Raw genomic sequence first — 18619 nt, 5'->3', positions numbered from 1 at the left:
CGGGCCCTTCACCACCGCCCCTGTCGGGCCTAAGGGGTCGGGTAGTGGTTGAGGCTAGGGGCGGGGAGGCCGGATATTCGGAATGAGCTGCGGGCTGTACGCCGCATTGAGCGCGCTTCGCGTATTCCTAGTGAGGTAAGGGAATTACATGGCGGGTGGATCCGAGTCAGAGGCTGCTGAATTCCGGGCAGGATCCACCTGGCCGATAGCCGTAGTGGGAATGGCGTGCCGACTGCCCGGCGCGGCGGGCCCGGACGAATTCCGCGGACTTCTGCGGAAGGGCACGGACGCCGTCGGGGCCCCCGCCCCCGATCGCCCCTACGCACCCCGCAGGGGCGGATTCCTGGAGTCGGTCGACCGGTTCGACGCCGCCTTCTTCGGCATCTCGCCCCGCGAGGCCGCGGCGATGGACCCGCAGCAGCGGCTTGTCCTGGAGCTGGCCTGGGAGGCGCTGGAGGACGCGGGCGCCCGCCCCGCCCGGCTCGCCGGCACCGGCACCGGCGTCTTCATGGGCGCCATCGCCGACGACTACGCCAGCCTGTCGAAGGCCGCCGGCCCGGCCGCCGTGACCCCGGAGACGTCGACCGGCCTGAACCGGGGTGTCATCGCCAACCGGGTCTCCTACACGCTGGGTTTGCGCGGTCCGAGCTTCACCGTCGACTCGGGACAGTCCTCTTCGCTGGTCGCCGTGCACCTGGCCGCCGAGAGCCTGCGCCGCGGCGAGTGCTCCGTGGCCCTGGCCGGCGGGGTGAACCTGATCCTCGCCGAGGACAGCACCGTCACCGTGGAACGCTTCGGCGCGCTCTCCCCGGACGGCCGCTGCTACGCCTTCGACGCCCGCGCCAACGGCTATGTGCGCGGTGAGGGCGGCGGGGTCGTCGTCCTCAAGCCGCTCGCCGACGCGCTCGCGGACGGCGACGACATCTACTGCGTGCTGGCCGGCAGCGCCGTCAACAACGACGGCGGCGGCGACGGCCTGACCGTGCCCGACCGCGACGGCCAGCAGGCGGTGCTGACCGCCGCCTACGAACGGGCCGGGATCTCCCCGGACGCCGTCGGCTATGTGGAGCTGCACGGCACCGGAACCCCGGTCGGCGACCCGGTCGAGGCCGCCGCGCTCGGCGCCGTCCTCGGCAGCCGCCGGCCGGCCGGACAGCCGCTGCTGGTCGGCTCCGTGAAGACCAACATCGGTCACCTGGAGGGCGCGGCGGGCATCGCCGGGTTCCTCAAGGGCGTTCTGAGCGTGCGGTACCGGGAGATCCCCGCGAGCCTCAACTTCACCGCCCCCCACCCCGATATCCCGCTGGCGGAACTGGGGCTGCGGGTGAACACGGCACTCGCGCCCTGGCCGGAACCGACAGGGTCGGAGCAGTCACGGCCCGACCCGGCAGGACCGCTGGTCGTCGGCGTCAGCTCCTTCGGCATGGGCGGCACCAACTGCCATGTGGTCCTCACCGAGTGGACCGGCACCGCCGCCGAGCAGCCCGCCGCCGGGCACCCCGCCGCCGAGCAGCCCGCCGAGCCCGCGATCCGCCCGGCCGGCACACCGGCCCCCCTCCTCGTCACCGGCCGCGACGAACCGGCGCTGCGCGAACAGGCCGCACGGCTGCGGGCCCACCTCGACGCCCACCCCGGCCTCCGGCTCACCGACGTCGCCCACACCCTCGCCACCGCCAGGACCGCCTTCGACCGGCGCGCGGTGCTGCTCGCCGACGGACCCGACGACGTGTCGGCCGCACTCGCCCGCCTCGCCGACGGCGCCCCCGGACCGGACGTCGTGCGGGGCGCGGTCACCGACGGCTCGCTCGCCTTCGTCTTCACCGGACAGGGCAGCCAGCGGCCCGGCATGACCGACGGGCTGTACCGGACCTCGCCGCGGTACGCCGCCGCCCTCGACGAGGTGTGTACGGCCCTGGACCCGCACCTGCGCCTGCCGCTGCGGGACGTGCTGTTCGCCCCGGCGGGCTCGCCCGAGGCCGCCCTGCTGGACCGCACCGAGTTCACCCAGCCCGCGCTGTTCGCCGTCGAGGTCGCCCTCTTCCGGTTCGCCGAGCACTGCGGCCTGACCCCGCACCTGCTCCTCGGCCACTCCGTCGGCGAACTCGCCGCCGCACACGTCGCCGGAGTGCTCACCCTCACGGACGCCTGCACTCTGGTCGCGGCCCGCGGCCGGCTGATGCAGGCACAGCCGGAGACGGGCGCGATGGTCTCGATCCAGGCCACCGAGGACGAACTGACGCCGTTCGTCACCGAGTCGGTGACCCTGGCCGCCCTCAACGGCCCGGCCTCCACCGTGATCGCGGGCGACGAGGACGCCGTGCTCGCCGTCGCCGCCCACTGGGCGCGGCAAGGACGCAAGACCAAGCGGCTGCGGGTCAGCCACGCCTTCCACTCCCCGCACATGGACGGCATGCTCGCGGAGTTCCGCGAGGTCGCCGAGGCCCTGACCTTCCACGCCCCCCGGATCCCGGTCGTCTCCAACGAGACGGGCGCCCTCCTCACCGACGACGAAGCCCGCTCGCCCGAGTACTGGGTACGGCACGCCCGCGCCGCCGTCCGCTTCCTGGACGGCGTCCGCCTCCTGGAGGACCGGGGTGTCACCACGCTCCTCGAACTGGGCCCCGACGGAGTCCTGTCGGCCATGGCACGGGACTGTCTGCGAGGCGCCACGACGGTCGCGGTGCCCCTGCTGCGCGGCGGCGACCGCCAGGAGCCGGCGGCGGCCCTCGCCGCGCTGGCCGCCCTGTACGTCCGTGGCGTTCCGATGGACTGGGAGCGACTGGCCGGCGGGGCCGGCGCCCGACGCGTGCCGCTGCCCACGTACGCCTTCCAGCGCCGCCGGCACTGGCTGTCCGGCCCGGGCGCGGTCGGTCCGGGCGCGGCCGAACCGGCGGAGGGGCGGATCCGGCCGGTCCACGGGCGGGCGACGCCGGAACTGGTCCGGCAGGCCACGGCCCAGGTGCTCGGCCACGACTCCGCTCACGACATCGCCCCGCACACGCCCTTCAAGGAACTGGGCTTCAGCTCCCTGATGCTGGCCGAACTCGGCGAACTGCTCACCGAGGCGACCGGCCGCCGGATCCCCACCACCCTCCTCTTCGACCACCCGACCCCGGATGCCCTGGCCCGCGGGCTCCAGGCCGACGGGACCACCCCGCACACCGAGGACATGACCGAGGCGCCCGCGCTCGTTCAGGACGATCCCGTCGTGATCGTCGGCATGGGATGCCGTCTTCCCGGCGGGATCCGGTCGCCCGAGGACCTCTGGCGGTTCGTGTCCGGCGGCGGCGACGCGATCTCCGCGCTGCCCGTGGACCGCGGGTGGGAACTCGCCGCTGACTTCCCCGGCGAGGGCGGTTTCCTCGCGGACGCGGCGGAGTTCGACGCGGCGTTCTTCGGTATCTCGCCGCGTGAGGCGCTGGCGATGGATCCGCAGCAGAGGCTGTTGCTGGAGACGTCGTGGGAGGCGCTGGAGCGGGCGGGTGTGGACGCGCTGTCCCTGCGCGGCAGCCGCACCGGCGTCTTCGTCGGCGCGAGCCCCTCGGAGTACGGCCCCCGACTGCACGAACCCTCGGACGCAGACGGACATGTGCTGACCGGTACTGCCCCCAGCGTGCTGTCCGGCCGGGTCGCCTACGCCCTGGGGCTGGAGGGTCCGGCCCTGACGGTGGACACGGCGTGCTCGTCGTCGCTGGTCGCGCTGCATCTGGCGGCGCAGGCGCTGCGGGGCGGCGAGTGCGACCTCGCTCTCGTCGGCGGCGTGACCGTGATGGCGACCTCGGGCATGTTCGCCGAGTTCTCGCGCCAGGGCGGTCTGGCATCCGACGGCCGCTGCAAGGCGTTCGCCGCGGGCGCCGACGGCACGGGCTGGAGCGAGGGCGTCGGGATGCTGGCCGTCGCCCGGCTCTCGGACGCGGTGCGGGACGGGCGGCCGGTGCTGGCGGTGCTGCGCGGCTCGGCGGTGAACTCCGATGGCGCGTCCAACGGGCTGACCGCGCCCAGCGGTTCCGCGCAGCGACGGGTGATCCGGCAGGCGCTGGCCTCGGCCGGTCTGTCGGCGGTGGATGTCGATCTGGTGGAGGCGCACGGCACGGGCACGGCGCTGGGCGATCCGATCGAGGCGCAGGCGCTGCTGGCGACGTATGGCCAGGAGAGGTCGGCGGAGCGGCCGTTGTGGCTCGGCTCGGTGAAGTCGAACATCGGTCATACGCAGGCTGCCGCGGGTGTGGCGGGCGTTATCAAGTCGGTGTTGGCGATGCGGCACGGTGTGCTGCCCCAGACCTTGCATGTGGATGAGCCGACGCCCGAGGTCGACTGGTCGGCGGGCGCGGTGGAGCTGTTGACCGAGGCGCGGGAGTGGCCGCGGGCGGATCGTCCTCGGCGTGCGGGTGTGTCCTCGTTCGGGATCAGCGGCACGAACGCGCATGTGATCTTGGAGCAGGCGCCGGAGCTGTCTGAGGAGGTGCCTGCGGGTGATGTTGCGGGGTTGGTGCCGTGGGTGGTGTCGGCTCGGTCTGCGGAGGCGTTGCGGGAGCAGGGGCGGCGGCTGGCCGGGCATGTGCGGGCGGGGGAGTTGCGCCCTGTCGATGTGGGTTTCTCGCTGGCCACGGCGCGTGCGGCGCTGGAGTACCGGGCGGTGCTGGTCGGGACCGAACAGACCGACTTCCTGCCGCAGTTGGAAACGCTGAGCGGGGGTGTTCCGGTCGGTGAGGGCGGGACCGCGTTCCTGTTCTCCGGTCAGGGCTCCCAACGTGCCGGTATGGGCCGCGAGTTGTACGAGACGTACCCCGTCTTCGCGAGCGCCTTCGACGAGATCTGCGCGGGCTTCGACGGGCTGCTGCCCGGTTCCCTGCGGGATGTCGTCTTCGGCGGCGAGGGGCTGGACCGGACGGAGTGGGCCCAGCCGGGTCTGTTCGCGCTGGAGGTGGCGCTGTTCGAGCTGGTGGGTTCGTGGGGTGTGCGGGCGGATGTGCTGCTGGGGCACTCGATCGGTGAACTGGCGGCGGCGTACGTCGCCGGTGTGTGGTCGCTTGCGGACGCGTGCCGGATCGTGGCGGCGCGGGGCCGGCTGATGGAGGCGCTTCCGGCGGGCGGCGCGATGGTCGCCGTCGAAGCCCTGGAGTCGGAGTTGCCGGAACTGCCGGCGGGTGTGTCGGTGGCGGCGGTGAACGGTCCGCGCTCGCTGGTGCTCTCCGGTGACGAGGAGCCGGTGGCCGCCGTTGCCCGTACTTTCGCCGAACAGGGGCGCCGGACCAAGAAGTTGGCCGTCAGCCATGGATTCCATTCGGCCCGGATGGAACCGATGCTGGCGGAGTTCGCCGAGGCCCTCGCCTCGGTGGAGTTCCGTGCGCCGCGTATCCCGGTCGTCTCCAACCTCACCGGTCGCATCGCGGGTGAGGAGCTGACCACCCCCGAGTACTGGGTGCGCCATGTCCGCGAGGCCGTCCGCTTCGCCGACGGGATCAGCGCCGTCCACGGTGAAGGCGTAAGGCACTTCCTCGAACTCGGGCCCGCCGGCACCCTGACCTCGCTCGCCCACGACACCCTCGCCGAGCAGGGCCGCGAGCGCGGGGTGGCCGTCGTTCCCCTGCTGCGGGGCGATCAGCCGGAGGCTCGCAGCGCGGTGAACGCCATCGGCTCTCTCCATGCCGCCGGAGCGGCCGTGGACTGGGCCGCGTTCTTCGCCCCCTACGGGACCCGCCGGGTCGAGCTGCCCACCTATGCCTTCCAGCGTCGCCGGTACTGGCTGGAGCAGACCGCGCCGGTGTCCGCGCCCGCCGGGGATCCGCTGCGCTACCGCGTCGAGTGGGCGTCCGTGCCGGACGGCTCCCTGCCCTCGTTGGGCGGCGGCTGGGCCGTCGTCGTGCCCGCGGGCGGGGAGCACATGGAGGTCGTTCGGGAGGTGACGGCCGCTCTGCGGGAGCACGGTGCGCTGCCCGTGACGGTCGAGGTCGACGCCGTCGCGCCCGATCGCGCCGAGGTCGCGGACGCGCTGCGGGCCGCGCTCGGTGCGGACACCCGGGGAGTGGTGTCGCTGCTCGCGCTCGACGGCGGGCCGTCCTCGGGGGCCGCCGCCACCGCCGTCCTGCTTCAGGCGCTGACCGATCTCGGTGGCGTCGGACGGCTGTGGTGCGTGACCCGGGGGGCGGTGGCGGTGAGCCCCTCCGAGGCGCTGCCGGCTCCGGCGCAGGCCCAGGTATGGGGCATGGGGCGGGTCGCCGCGCTGGAACATCCGCAGCGGTGGGGCGGTCTCGTCGATCTGCCGGTCGTGCTGGACGAGGTCGCGCGGGCCCGGCTGTGTGCCGTACTGGCGGGCGGGACGGACGAGGATCAGGTGGCGGTACGGGCCGCCGGAGTGTTCGCGCGCCGGCTGGGCCGGGCCGCCGCGGTCCGTCCGAGCGCCGACGACGACCGCGGCGCGGGCCCGCGTCTGCCCGCCGACGGCACCGTGCTGGTGACCGGCGGGACCGGGGCGCTGGGCGCGCGTCTCGCCCAGTGGCTGGCCGAGGCGGGAGCCGGGCATGTACTGCTCACCAGCCGGCGCGGACCGGAGGCCGAGGGGGTCGGCGAACTGACCGCGCGGCTGCGCGAGTCGGGTGCGGACGTGACCGTCGCCGCGTGTGACGTGGCCGACCGGGACGCCCTCGCGGCGCTGATCGCGGGGCTGCCCGCCGACCGGCCGCTGACCGGGGTCGTGCACGCCGCCGGTGTACTGGACGACGGCGTACTGGACGCGCTCACACCGGAGCGGTTCGCCGCGGTCGCCGGTCCCAAGGTGACCGGGGCGTGGAACCTGCACGAGCTGACCCGGGACCTGGAGCTGTCGGTCTTCGTGCTGTTCTCGTCCTTCGCGGGGTCGGTCGGGCTGGCAGGACAGGGCAACTACGCCGCCGCCAACGCCTACTTGGACGCCCTGGCCGTCCACCGGGCCGGGCTCGGTCTGCCCGCGACCGCGGTGGCCTGGGGCTCCTGGGCCGGCGGCGGCATGGCCGCCCACACGGACGCGGCCCGGGACCGGCTCGCCCGCACCGGCCTGGTGCCCCTCGACCCGGCCGCCGCGCTCGCCGTCCTCGGGCGGGTCGTCGCCGAGGGCGATCCCGCGGCGACCGTCGCCGACGTCGACTGGGAGCGGTTCGCGGCCGGCTTCGGACCGGGACGGCCGAGTCCGCTGCTCACCGGGGTCCCCGAGGTGCGCCGGGCCGGGCAGCGGGAGCTCGAACGCGCCGCCGCCGCACCCGTGACCGACTCGCTGGGCGCGCTCGGCGGACTCAGTGGTGACGAACGTCGCTCGGCTCTCGGTGAGGTGGTGGCCGGTGAGGTCGCCGCCGTGCTGGGGCTCCAGGGCGCCGACCGGGTGCCGGAGGACCGGACCTTCCGCTCGCTCGGCTTCGACTCGCTGATCGGCGTCGAGTTCCGCAACCGGCTCGCCGCCGCCCTCGGGAAGCGGCTGCCGACCGGCCTGATCTTCGACCATCCCACGCCCGGCAGGCTCGTCGAGCACCTCACAGCCGTCCTGGAAGGCCCGCGGGCCGCGCCTGACGGGCAGCGGCCCGGCGCGCCCGCGCGGGTCCAGGACGATCCCGTCGTGATCGTGTCCGCCGCCTGCCGGTTCCCCGGCGGGGTGCGGACCCCGGAGGAGCTCTGGCGGTTCGTCCTCGACGGCGGGGACGCCATCGGCCCCTTCCCCGAGGACCGGGGCTGGGACCTCGACCGTATCTACCACCCCGAACCGGACCACCCCGGCACCAGCTACGTCCGGGAGGGCGGCTTCCTCGATGGCGTGGCGGAGTTCGACGCGGCGTTCTTCGGGATCTCGCCGCGCGAGGCGCTCGCGATGGACCCGCAGCAGCGGCTGCTGCTGGAGACCTCCTGGGAGGCGCTGGAACGGGCGGGCATCGTGCCGGCCTCGCTGGCCGGCAGCAGGACCGGCGTGTTCGTCGGGTCCAACGGCCAGAACTACTCCACCCTGCTGGGCTCCGCCGACGTCGAGGGCCATGTCCTGACCGGCACGGCGTCCAGCGTGCTGTCCGGCCGGATCGCCTACACCCTGGGGCTCGAAGGCCCCGCGATGACCGTCGACACCGCCTGCTCCTCCTCGCTGGTCGCCCTGCACCTGGCCGTGCGGGCGCTGGCCGCGGGCGAGTGCGACCTGGCGCTCGCCTCCGGGGTGACCGTGATGTCCGGCCCGGAGATCTTCCTGGAGTTCTCCCGGCAGCGCGGCCTCGCCGTGGACGGCCGCTGCAAGGCGTTCGGCCCCGGCGCGGACGGCACCGGCTGGGGCGAGGGCGTCGGCACCGTCCTGCTGGAGCGGCTCTCCGACGCCCGCCGCCTGGGACACGAGATCCTCGGCGTCGTCCGCGGCACCGCCGTCAACCAGGACGGCGCGTCCAACGGGCTCAGCGCGCCCAACGGGCCCGCCCAGCAGCGGGTCATCGCGCAGGCGCTGGCCGACGCGGGCGTCGCGCCGGCCGACGTGGACGCCGTCGAGGCGCACGGCACGGGGACCCGGCTGGGCGACCCGATCGAGGCGCACGCGCTGCTGGCGACGTATGGGCAGGGGCGTTCGGAGGAGCGGCCGTTGTGGCTCGGCTCGGTGAAGTCGAACCTCGGCCACACCCAGGCCGCGGCCGGTATGGCGGGCGTGCTGAAGATGCTGTTCGCGATGCGGCACGGGAAGTTGCCGCGGACCCTGCATGCCCCGGAGCCGACGCCCGAGGTCGACTGGTCCGAGGGCGCGGTGGAACTGCTCACCGCCAACCGGCCGTGGCCGGACGTGGACCGGCCGCGCCGGGCCGGGGTGTCCGCGTTCGGGGTCAGCGGCACCAACGCACACGTGATCCTGGAGCAGGCCCCCGAGCCCGCCGCCCTTGAGGCACCACAGGTGGAGCAGGAGCCGCCCGTCCTCGGCCCGGCGGTGCTGCCCTGGGTGCTGACCGCCGCGTCCGGCCAGGCGCTGGCCGCCCAGGGCGACCGGCTGCGCCCCCTGCTGTCCGAGGCGGCGCCGGCCCGGGTCGGCCGGGCCCTGGTGACGACCAGGGCGCTGTGGCAGGAGCGGGCCGTCCTGCTCGCCGAAGGACCCGAGGACCGCGCGGCGGGGCTCGCCGCGCTCGCAGACGGGGAGGAGGACCCGAGGGTGGTGCGCGGCACCGCCGACACCCGGGGCCGGGTCGTCTTCGTCTTCCCCGGCCAGGGCGCGCAGTGGGCGGGCATGGCCGCCCGGCTGTGGGAGTCCTCGCCGGTGTTCGCACAGTGGATGGACCGCTGCGCCGAGGCGCTGGCCCCGCTGGCCGACTGGTCCCTGGCCGAGGTCATCCGGCAGACGGACGGCGCGCCGGGACTGGACCGGGTGGACGTGCTCCAGCCCTCCTCCTGGGCGGTCAGCGTGTCGCTGGCCGGGCTCTGGCGGTCCTGCGGCGTCGAACCCGCCGCCGTGGTCGGCCACTCGCAGGGCGAGATCGCCGCCGCCTGCGTGGCCGGCGGGCTGTCCCTGGAGGACGGCGCCGCGCTGGTCACCCTGCGCAGCGGGCTCATCGCCGAGGAACTCTCCGGCCGGGGCGGCATGATGACGGTGGCGCTGCCGCCCGCCGAGACGGCCGAGCGGATCCGCCGCTGGGACGGCCGGATCTCCGTCGCCGCCGAGAACAGCCGTCGCTCCACCGTCGTCGCCGGTGAACCCGATGCGCTCGACGAACTCCTCGCCGAGTGCGAGACGGCAGGCGTACGGGCCCGCCGCATCCCCGTCGACTACGCCTCCCACTCCGCCCAGGTGGAGCTGATCGAGGCACGGCTGACCGAACGGGCTGCCGGGATCGCGCCGCGCCCCGGCCGGATCCCGTTCCACTCCACGACGACCGGCGAACCGTTCGACACCGCGGGCCTGGACGCCGCCTACTGGTACCGAAACCTGCGCCGGCCCGTCCTGTTCGGGCCGGTCACCGAGCGGCTCCTCGCCCAGGGCCACGACATGTTCCTGGAGATGAGCCCGCACCCGGTGCTCGTCCCCGCGGTGCAGGACGCGATCGACGCGGCCGACGGGGTCGGCGCCGTCGCCGCCGCCGTGGGCAGCCTCCGCCGGGACGACGGCGGCCCCGAGCGGTTCCTGCGCTCGCTGGCCGAGGCGTTCGTCCGGGGCGCCCCGGTGGACTGGCGGACGGTGCTCGGCACCACCGACATCACGGGTACTACCGATGCCACCGGCACCAGCGGCACTCGCCCGGTCGAGTTGCCCACCTACGCCTTCCAGCGCGTCCGGTTCTGGCCCGAGCCGGCCCCGACGGGGGGTGGCGGTGGCCATGCGGAGGAGGACGCGCCGCTGTGGCGGGCCGTGGACCGCGGGGACCTGGACGCCGTGGCCACCGAACTCGCCCTCCCCGACGGGCGGTCGCTGGGCGAACTCGTCCCCGCGCTGTCCGACTGGCGCCGTCGGCACAAGGACTCCGCCCTCGTCGACGGCTGGCGCTACCGCGTCTCCTGGACCCCGGTGACCTCGACCACCTTCTCCGTCCCGGCCGCCGCCCCGACCGGCGACTGGCTGCTGGTGACCGACGAACCCGACGCGGCCGTCGCCCGCTGGGCGGCCACCGCGCTCGACGCGACCGTGACGACCCTCGCGGACCTCCGCCGGACCACGGCCACCGCCACCGCCACGGCCACCGCCTGGACCGGCGTGGTGTCCCTGCTCGGGCTCGCCGACCGGCCGCATCCGCGGCACCCCGCCGTACCGGTGGGCGTCGCGGACACGCTGACCCTGCTGACCGCACTGCGCGAGACGGGCGTCGACGCGCCCCTGTGGTGCCTCACCCAGGGCGCCGTGGGCATCGGCCGCTCCGACCAGGTCACCGCCCCCGACCAAGCCCAACTCTGGGGCCTCGGACGGGTGTCGGGACTGGAGAACCCGACCCGCTGGGGCGGACTCGTCGACCTGCCCGCCGACCCCGACGACCGCGCCGCGGGCCTCCTGCGGGCCGCGCTCACCGGCGACACCGACGAGCAGGAGTACGCCCTGCGCCCCGCCGGCCTCTATGTGCGCAGGCTGGTCCGCGCACCCCTGGACCGGTCGGCCGTACGACGCCCCTGGCGGCCCCGCCAGGACGGCACCGTCGTGATCACCGGCGGCACCGGCGCACTCGGCGCGCGGATCGCCCGCCGACTGGCCGACGCGGGCGCCGGACACCTGCTGCTGACCAGCCGTCGCGGTCCGGCCGCCGACGGCGCCGCCGAACTGGCCGAGGAACTGCGCGCGTCGGGTACGGAGGTGACGGTCGTCGCCTGCGACGTCGCCGACCGCGACCGGCTGGCCGCCGCGCTCGCCTCGGTGCCCGACCGCTTCCCGGTCACCGCCGTGGTGCACACCGCGGGCGTCAGCCGCGACGCGCCACTGGCCGGGACCACCCTCACCGAACTCGCCGACGTCGTCGCCGCCAAGGCCCTGGGCGCCCGTAACCTGGACGAACTCCTCGCCGGACACGACCTCGACGCCTTCGTCCTGTTCTCCTCCGGCGCGGCGATCTGGGGCAGCGCCGGCCAGGGCGGCTACGCCGCCGCCAACGCCTACGCCGACGCGCTCGCCGCGGACCGGCGCAGGCGCGGACTCGTGGCCACATCGGTGGCGTGGGGCAGCTGGGCCGGCGGCGGCATGGTCGACGACACCCTGGCGCGCGAACTCGCCCGCGGCGGAGTGCGCTCGATGGACCCGGACCGGGCGGTCGACGCCCTGCAACAGGCCCTCGACCACGACGAGACCGCCCTCACCGTCACCGACATGGACTGGGAGCGCTTCGCCGCGGCCTACACCGCGGCCCGTCCGCGCCCCTTCCTCGACGACATCCCGGAGGCGAACCGCCCCACAGCCCCGGACCGGGCCGACACGGGCGCCGACGGTCCCGGCCTGGCCGCGAGGCTGGCCGGACTGTCCGCCGCCGAACGCGACCGGGAACTGCTGGACCTGGTCAGGACGGCCGCGGCGGCGGCCCTCGGGCACACCGGCACCGAGGCCGTCGCACCGTCGAAGCCCTTCAAGGACCTGGGCTTCGACTCGCTGACCGCCGTCGAACTGCGCAACCGGCTCACCGCCGCGACCGGCCTGCGGCTGCCCGCCACCCTCGTCTTCGACCACCCGACGCCCACCGCCGCCGCGGCCCGGCTGCGCGGCTTGCTGCTCGGCGACTCCGAGCACCCCGCCGCCCCCGCCGCCCCCGCCGCCTCCGCGCCCCTCGCCGACGACCCGGTCGTCCTGGTCGCGATGGCCTGCCGCTACCCCGGCGGCGCGACCACCCCCGAGAAGCTCTGGGATCTGATCGCCGCAGGCAAGGACGGCATCGGCGACTTCCCCGCCGACCGCGGCTGGGACATCGCCCCCGACGCGGCCTTCTCCCGGACGGGCGGTTTCCTCGCGGACGCGGCGGAGTTCGACGCGGCGTTCTTCGGTATCTCGCCGCGTGAGGCGCTGGCGATGGATCCGCAGCAGCGGTTGCTGCTGGAGACATCGTGGGAGGCGCTGGAGCGGGCGGGCGTGGACGCGCTGTCCCTGCGCGGCAGCCGCACCGGCGTCTTCGTCGGCGCCGGCTCCCACGACTACGGCACCCTCCTCACCTCCCTGGACTCAGGTCAGGACTACGCCCTCACCGGAGCCGTCGGCAGCGTGCTGTCCGGCCGGATCGCCTACGCCCTGGGGCTGGAGGGTCCGGCTCTGACGGTGGACACGGCGTGCTCGTCCTCGCTGGTCGCGCTGCATCTGGCGGCGCAGGCGCTGCGGGGCGGCGAGTGCGATCTCGCCCTCGTGGGCGGCGTCGCCGTGATGGCCACCCCCGACGCGTTCGGCGCCTTCGCCCGCCAGGGCGGTCTGGCGCCGGACGGCCGCTGCAAGGCGTTCGCCGCAGGCGCCGACGGCACGGGCTGGGGCGAGGGCGTCGGGATGCTGGTGCTGACCCGGCTCTCGGACGCACAACGCCGAGGCCATCAGGTGCTGGCGGTGCTGCGCGGCTCGGCCGTGAACTCCGATGGCGCGTCCAACGGGCTGACCGCGCCCAACGGGCCCTCGCAGCAGCGGGTGATCCGGCAGGCGCTGGCCTCGGCCGGTCTGTCGGCGGTGGATGTCGACCTGGTGGAGGCACACGGCACGGGAACCACGCTGGGCGACCCGATCGAGGCGCAGGCGCTGCTGGCGACCTACGGCCAGGAGAGGTCGGCGGAGCGGCCGTTGTGGCTCGGCTCGGTGAAGTCGAACATCGGTCATACGCAGGCTGCTGCCGGTGTGGCGGGCGTTATCAAGTCGGTGCTGGCGATGCGGCACGGTGTGCTGCCCCAGACCTTGCATGTGGATGAGCCGACGCCGGAGGTCGACTGGTCGGCGGGCGCGGTGCAGGTACTGGCCGAGGCGAGGGAGTGGCCGCAGACGGACGACCGTCCCCGGCGGGTGGGCGTCTCGGCGTTCGGGATCAGCGGGACCAACGCCCACGTGATTCTGGAGCAGGCGCCGGAGGTATCGGAGGAGGTGCCTGCGGGTGATGTTGCGGGGTTGGTGCCGTGGGTGGTGTCGGCTCGGTCTGCGGAGGCGTTGCGGGAGCAGGGGCGGCGGCTGGCCGGGCATGTGCGGGCGGGGGAGTTGCGCCCTGTCGATGTGGGTTTTTCGCTGGCCACGGCGCGTGCGGCGCTGGAGTACCGGGCGGTGCTGGTCGGTGCCGAACAGGCCGACTTCCTGGGGCAGTTGGAAACGCTGAGCGGGGGTGTGCCGGTCGGTGAGGGCGGGACGGCGTTCCTGTTCTCCGGTCAGGGTTCCCAACGTGCCGGTATGGGACGCGAGTTGTACGAGACGTACCCCGTCTTCGCGAGCGCCTTTGATGAGGTGTGCGGGCGGTTGGATGTGTTGTTGGAGCGGCCGGTGAAGGAGGTCGTCTTCTCGGACGGGCCGGCGTTGGATCGGACGGTGTTCACGCAGGCGGGTTTGTTCGCGTTGGAGGTGGCGCTGTTCGAGTTGGTGGGTTCGTGGGGTGTGCGGGCGGATGTGCTGCTGGGGCACTCGATCGGTGAGCTGGCGGCTGCGTACGTCGCCGGTGTGTGGTCGCTTGCGGACGCGTGCCGGATCGTGGCGGCGCGGGGCCGGCTGATGGAGGCGCTTCCTGCCGGGGGCGCGATGGTCGCTGTCGAAGCCTTGGAGTCGGAGTTGCCGGAGTTGCCGGCGGGTGTGTCGGTGGCGGCGGTGAACGGTCCGCGTTCCCTGGTGCTCTCCGGTGACGAGGAGCCGGTGGCCGCCGTTGCCCGCACCTTTGCCGAACAGGGGCGTCGAACAAAGAAGTTGGCCGTCAGTCATGGATTCCATTCGGTCCGGATGGAGCCGATGCTTGCGGAGTTCGCCGAGGTTCTTGCCTCGGTGGAGTTCCGTGCGCCGCGTATCCCGGTCGTCTCCAATCTCACCGGTCGCATCGCGGGTGAGGAGCTGACCACCCCCGAGTACTGGGTGCGGCATGTCCGTGAGGCTGTCCGTTTCGCCGATGGGGTCGGGGCTGTGCTGGCTCGGGGTGTGGACAAGTTCCTGGAGTTGGGTCCGGGCGGTGCGTTGACCGCGATGGCGGAGGAGAGCCTCGACCAGACCGGGGCCGACGCCGTCTGTGTCCCCGTCCTGCGCGCCAAGCACCCCGAGGCGGACTCTGCCGTTCGCGCCCTCGGTCGGATTCACGAGGCCGGCGCCGAGGTCGACTGGGCGGCCCTGTTCGCCGGTACCGGCGCTCGCCGGGTCGAATTGCCGACGTACGCCTTCCAGCGGCGGCGCTTCTGGCCGCAGCCGGTCGTGGGCGCCGGGGACCTGGCGGCGGCCGGGCTGGCGGAGGCCGGGCATCCGCTGCTGACGGCGTGGCTGCCCGCGCCCGAGGGTGACGAGGTGCTGTGCACCGGCCGGGTGTCGCTGGCCACGCATCCCTGGCTGGGCGACCACATGGTGCTGGGCACGGTGCTGGTGCCGGGGACCGCGTTCGTGGACCTGGCCTGCTGGGCGGGCGACCGCGTCGGGTTCGGCACGCTGCGTGAACTGACCCTGGCCGCGCCGCTGGCGCTCGCCGAGAACGCCGCGGTCCGGTTGCGGCTGGTGCTCGGTGCGCCCGACGGCACCGGGTGCCGTGCGATCGCCGTCTACTCGCAGCCCGACGACGATGCCGAGCGGGCGCGCTGGACCCGGCACGCGGAGGGGCTGTTGGCCCCCACCGAGGACGTCGGCGCCGTGGCGCCCGTGGACTTCGGGGTCTGGCCGGTCGAGGGGGCCGAACCCGTCGCCCTGGACGGCTTCTACGAGGGGCTCGTGGACGCCGGGTTCGCCTACGGACCGGTCTTCCGGGGGCTGCGGGCGGCCTGGCGGCGCGGCGAGGAGGTGTTCGCCGAGGTGCGTCTGCCCGTGGACGAGACGGGCGGGTTCGGCGTCCACCCGGCCCTGCTGGACGCGGCCCTGCATGCGATGGGGCCCGCCGCCCGGGCCGCGGACGAACCGGGCTCGGCCCGGCTGCCGTTCTCCTGGGGCGAGGTACGGGTGCACGCGGTCGGCGCCGATCTGCTCCGGGTCCGGCTGCTGGTCGGGGGCGAGGACGGCACGGTCACCCTGCACGCCGCCGACGCGGCCGGCCGGCCGGTGGTCTCCATCGGTTCACTGGTGCTGCGTCCGGTCTCGCCGGAACGGCTCCGCGACAGCGACAGCGGCGGCAGCGGCGGCAGCGCTCGGGCCCTCGGCGACTCGCTGTTCGCCACCCGGTGGGCGCCGTTGGAGGACGCGGGCGACGAGTCACCGGACTCCGCCTCCTGTGTGCTGCTCGGCGGCGATCCGGTGGACGGCGTCGGCTGGCGTTGGCACGCGGATCTGGCGGCCTTCGCGGCGGCCGTCGCGGACGGAGCCGAGGCACCGGGCAGCATCGTGCTCGCCCGCTGCCCGCGGGACATCGCCGACGAGGCCGTGGGCGATCTCGCGCGAGCGGCCCGGCTCAGCGCCGAGTGGGCCCTCGATCTGCTCCAGCGGTGGCTGGCCGACGACCGGCTGGCTGACTGCCGGCTGGTGATCGGCACCTCGTACACGGCCGCGGTAGGGACCGGGGAGCCCGTGCGGCCCGACCAGTCCACGGTGGCCGGGCTGGTGCGCTCGGCGCAGACCGAGAACCCCGACCGGATCACGCTCGTCGACCTCGACGACGCCGCTCCGGACCCCGCGCGCATCGCGGCGGCCGTACGGCGGGACGAGCCCGAAGTGGCCGTACGGCAGGGCGTGTCGTACGTCCGGCGGCTGGCGCGTGCGGACTCCGGGCGGTCTCTGGCCGTGCCCGCCGGGTCCGGGCCGTGGCGGCTGGACAGCACCGGCCGGGGCACGCTGGACAACCTCGCCCTGGTGCCGTGCCCCGAGGCCGCGGAGCCGCTGGCCGACGGCATGGTGCGGATCGCCGTACGCGCCGCCGGGATGAACTTCCGGGACGTCCTGATCGCCCTGGACATGTACCCGGGCCACGCCGACCTGGGCACCGAGTGCGCCGGCGTCGTCCTGGAGACCGGGCCGGGCGTTGCCGGACTGGCTCCCGGGGACCGGGTGATGGGCATGGTCGCCGGGGCGTTCGGGCCCGTAGCGGTGGCCGACCGGCGGGTTCTGGCGCGGATACCCGACGGCTGGACGTTCGAGACCGCCGCCGCCACGCCGGTCGCCTTCCTCACCGCCTACTACGGGCTGGTGGACCTGGCGGGGCTGGGCGCGGGCGAGAGGGTGCTCGTGCACGCGGCGGCCGGGGGCGTCGGCATGGCCGCCGTCCAGGTGGCCAGGCACCTCGGGGCCGAGGTGTTCGGCACCGCCTCGGAACCCAAGTGGGACACCCTGCTCGACGGCGGCCTTGACCGCGCGCACATCGCCTCCTCGCGGACCCTGGACTTCGAGGCGTCCGTGCGGGCGGCGACCGGCGGCGCGGGTGTCGACGTCGTGCTCAACTCGCTCGCGGGGGAGTTCGTCGACGCGTCGCTGCGGTCGATGCCGCGCGGCGGGCGGTTCGTCGAGATGGGCAAGACCGACCTGCGCGCGAGCGAGCGGATCGCCGCGGACCATCCCGGCGTGCGCTACCGGTCCTTCGACCTGGGGGAGGCGGGCCAGGACCGGATCGCCGAGATCCTCGACCACCTCGTGGAACTCTTCGACTCCGGTGTGCTCGTCCCGCTGCCCGTCACCACCTGGGACGTCAGGGACGCCACCGCCGCCTTCCGCGCGCTGAGCCAGGCCGCCCTCACCGGCAAGGCCGTGCTGACCGTACCGGCCGTCTCCTTCGAGCCCGGCGAGACGGTCCTGATCACCGGCGGCACTGGCACCCTCGGCGCCCTGCTGGCCCGGCACCTTGTCACCGAGCACGGCCTGCGGCATGTGACGCTCGCCGGGCGGCGCGGCGAGGAGACGCCCGAGGTGCGCCAACTGCGCGAGGATGTAAGCGAGTTGGGTGCCGAAGTCCGGGTCGAGGCCTGTGACGCCGGGGACGAGGACGCCGTGCGGCGGCTGCTGGAGACCCTCACCGCCGGGCATACGCTCGCCGGGGTCGTCCACGCGGCCGGGGTCACCGACGACGGGGTCGTGTCCGCGCTGGACCGGGACCGGCTCACCGCCGTACTGCATCCGAAGGTGCGGGGCGCCTGGAACCTGCACCGGCTCACCGAGCCCCTCGCGCCCCGCATGTTCGTCCTGTTCTCCTCCGCCTCGGCCACGCTCGGCGCGGCGGGACAGGGCAACTACGCCGCCGCCAACGCCTTCCTGGACGCCCTCGCCGAGCACCGGCACGCCCGCGGCCTGCCCGCCACCAGCCTCGCCTGGGGGCTGTGGGGCGAGGCCAGCGGCATGACCGGACGGCTCCAGGAGCGCGACCGGCAGCGGATGAGCCGCTCCGGAGTCGCCCCGCTCGGCACGGCCGACGGCCTCGCCCTGTTCGACGCCGGACGGCTCGGCCGACTCCCCGCGCTGACCCCCGCCAGGCTCGACCTGGCCGGCCTGCGCGCCCGGTACGCGGATCAGCCGGTCCCGGCCGTGCTGCGGGACCTGGTCCGGGTCCGGCGGACGGCGGCCACCGGCACCCCGGGCACCCCGGGCGCACCGGCGGGGGCGGCGCCGGCCGGTCTGGGCGAGCGGCTCGCCGGGCTGTCCCCGGCCGAGTGCCAACGGCTCGTCCTGGACCTGGTGCGCGAGCACACCGCGGCCGTGCTCGGGCACGGCTCGGCCGACGACATCGACCCCGACCAGGCGTTCAAGGCGCTGGGCTTCGACTCGCTCACCGCCGTCGAACTCCGCAACCATCTGCGGACCGCCACCGCCCTGACGGTCCCCGCGACCCTGGTCTTCGACCATCCCACCCCGGCCGCGCTCACCGCGCATCTGCTGGAGCTGGCCGCGCCCGCCGAGCACGACCCGGTGCTCCAGGTCATGGGCGAACTCGAACGGCTGGAGGCCGGCGTCGAGGCGCTCGGACCCGACGCCGAGGCACACGGCGAGGTCGTCGCCCGGCTCCGCCGGATCCTGCGGCGCGTCGAGGCCGACGCGCCCCGGGCGGGCGGCGAGGAGGACTCGCTCGCCTCGGCCTCCAGGGCGGAAGTGCTCGCGTTCATCGACAGCGAATTCGGCGATCTTGCCTAG

Annotated in this window: 1 protein-coding gene; it reads left to right on the top strand. The window is 74.8% G+C overall.

The window, feature by feature from the left end; all coding sequences use genetic code 11:
• Window positions 1-148: 148 nt before the first annotated feature.
• Entirely contained in the window at window positions 149-18619 is an 18471-nt protein-coding gene (locus AB0M67_RS27235) for a type I polyketide synthase (RefSeq protein ID WP_365749593.1), read from the top strand.

Source organism: Streptomyces sp. NPDC051662 (genome assembly GCF_040681655.1).
Classification (GTDB): Bacteria; Actinomycetota; Actinomycetes; order Streptomycetales; family Streptomycetaceae; genus Streptomyces.
This window is presented reverse-complemented; position numbering and strand designations above follow the sequence as displayed.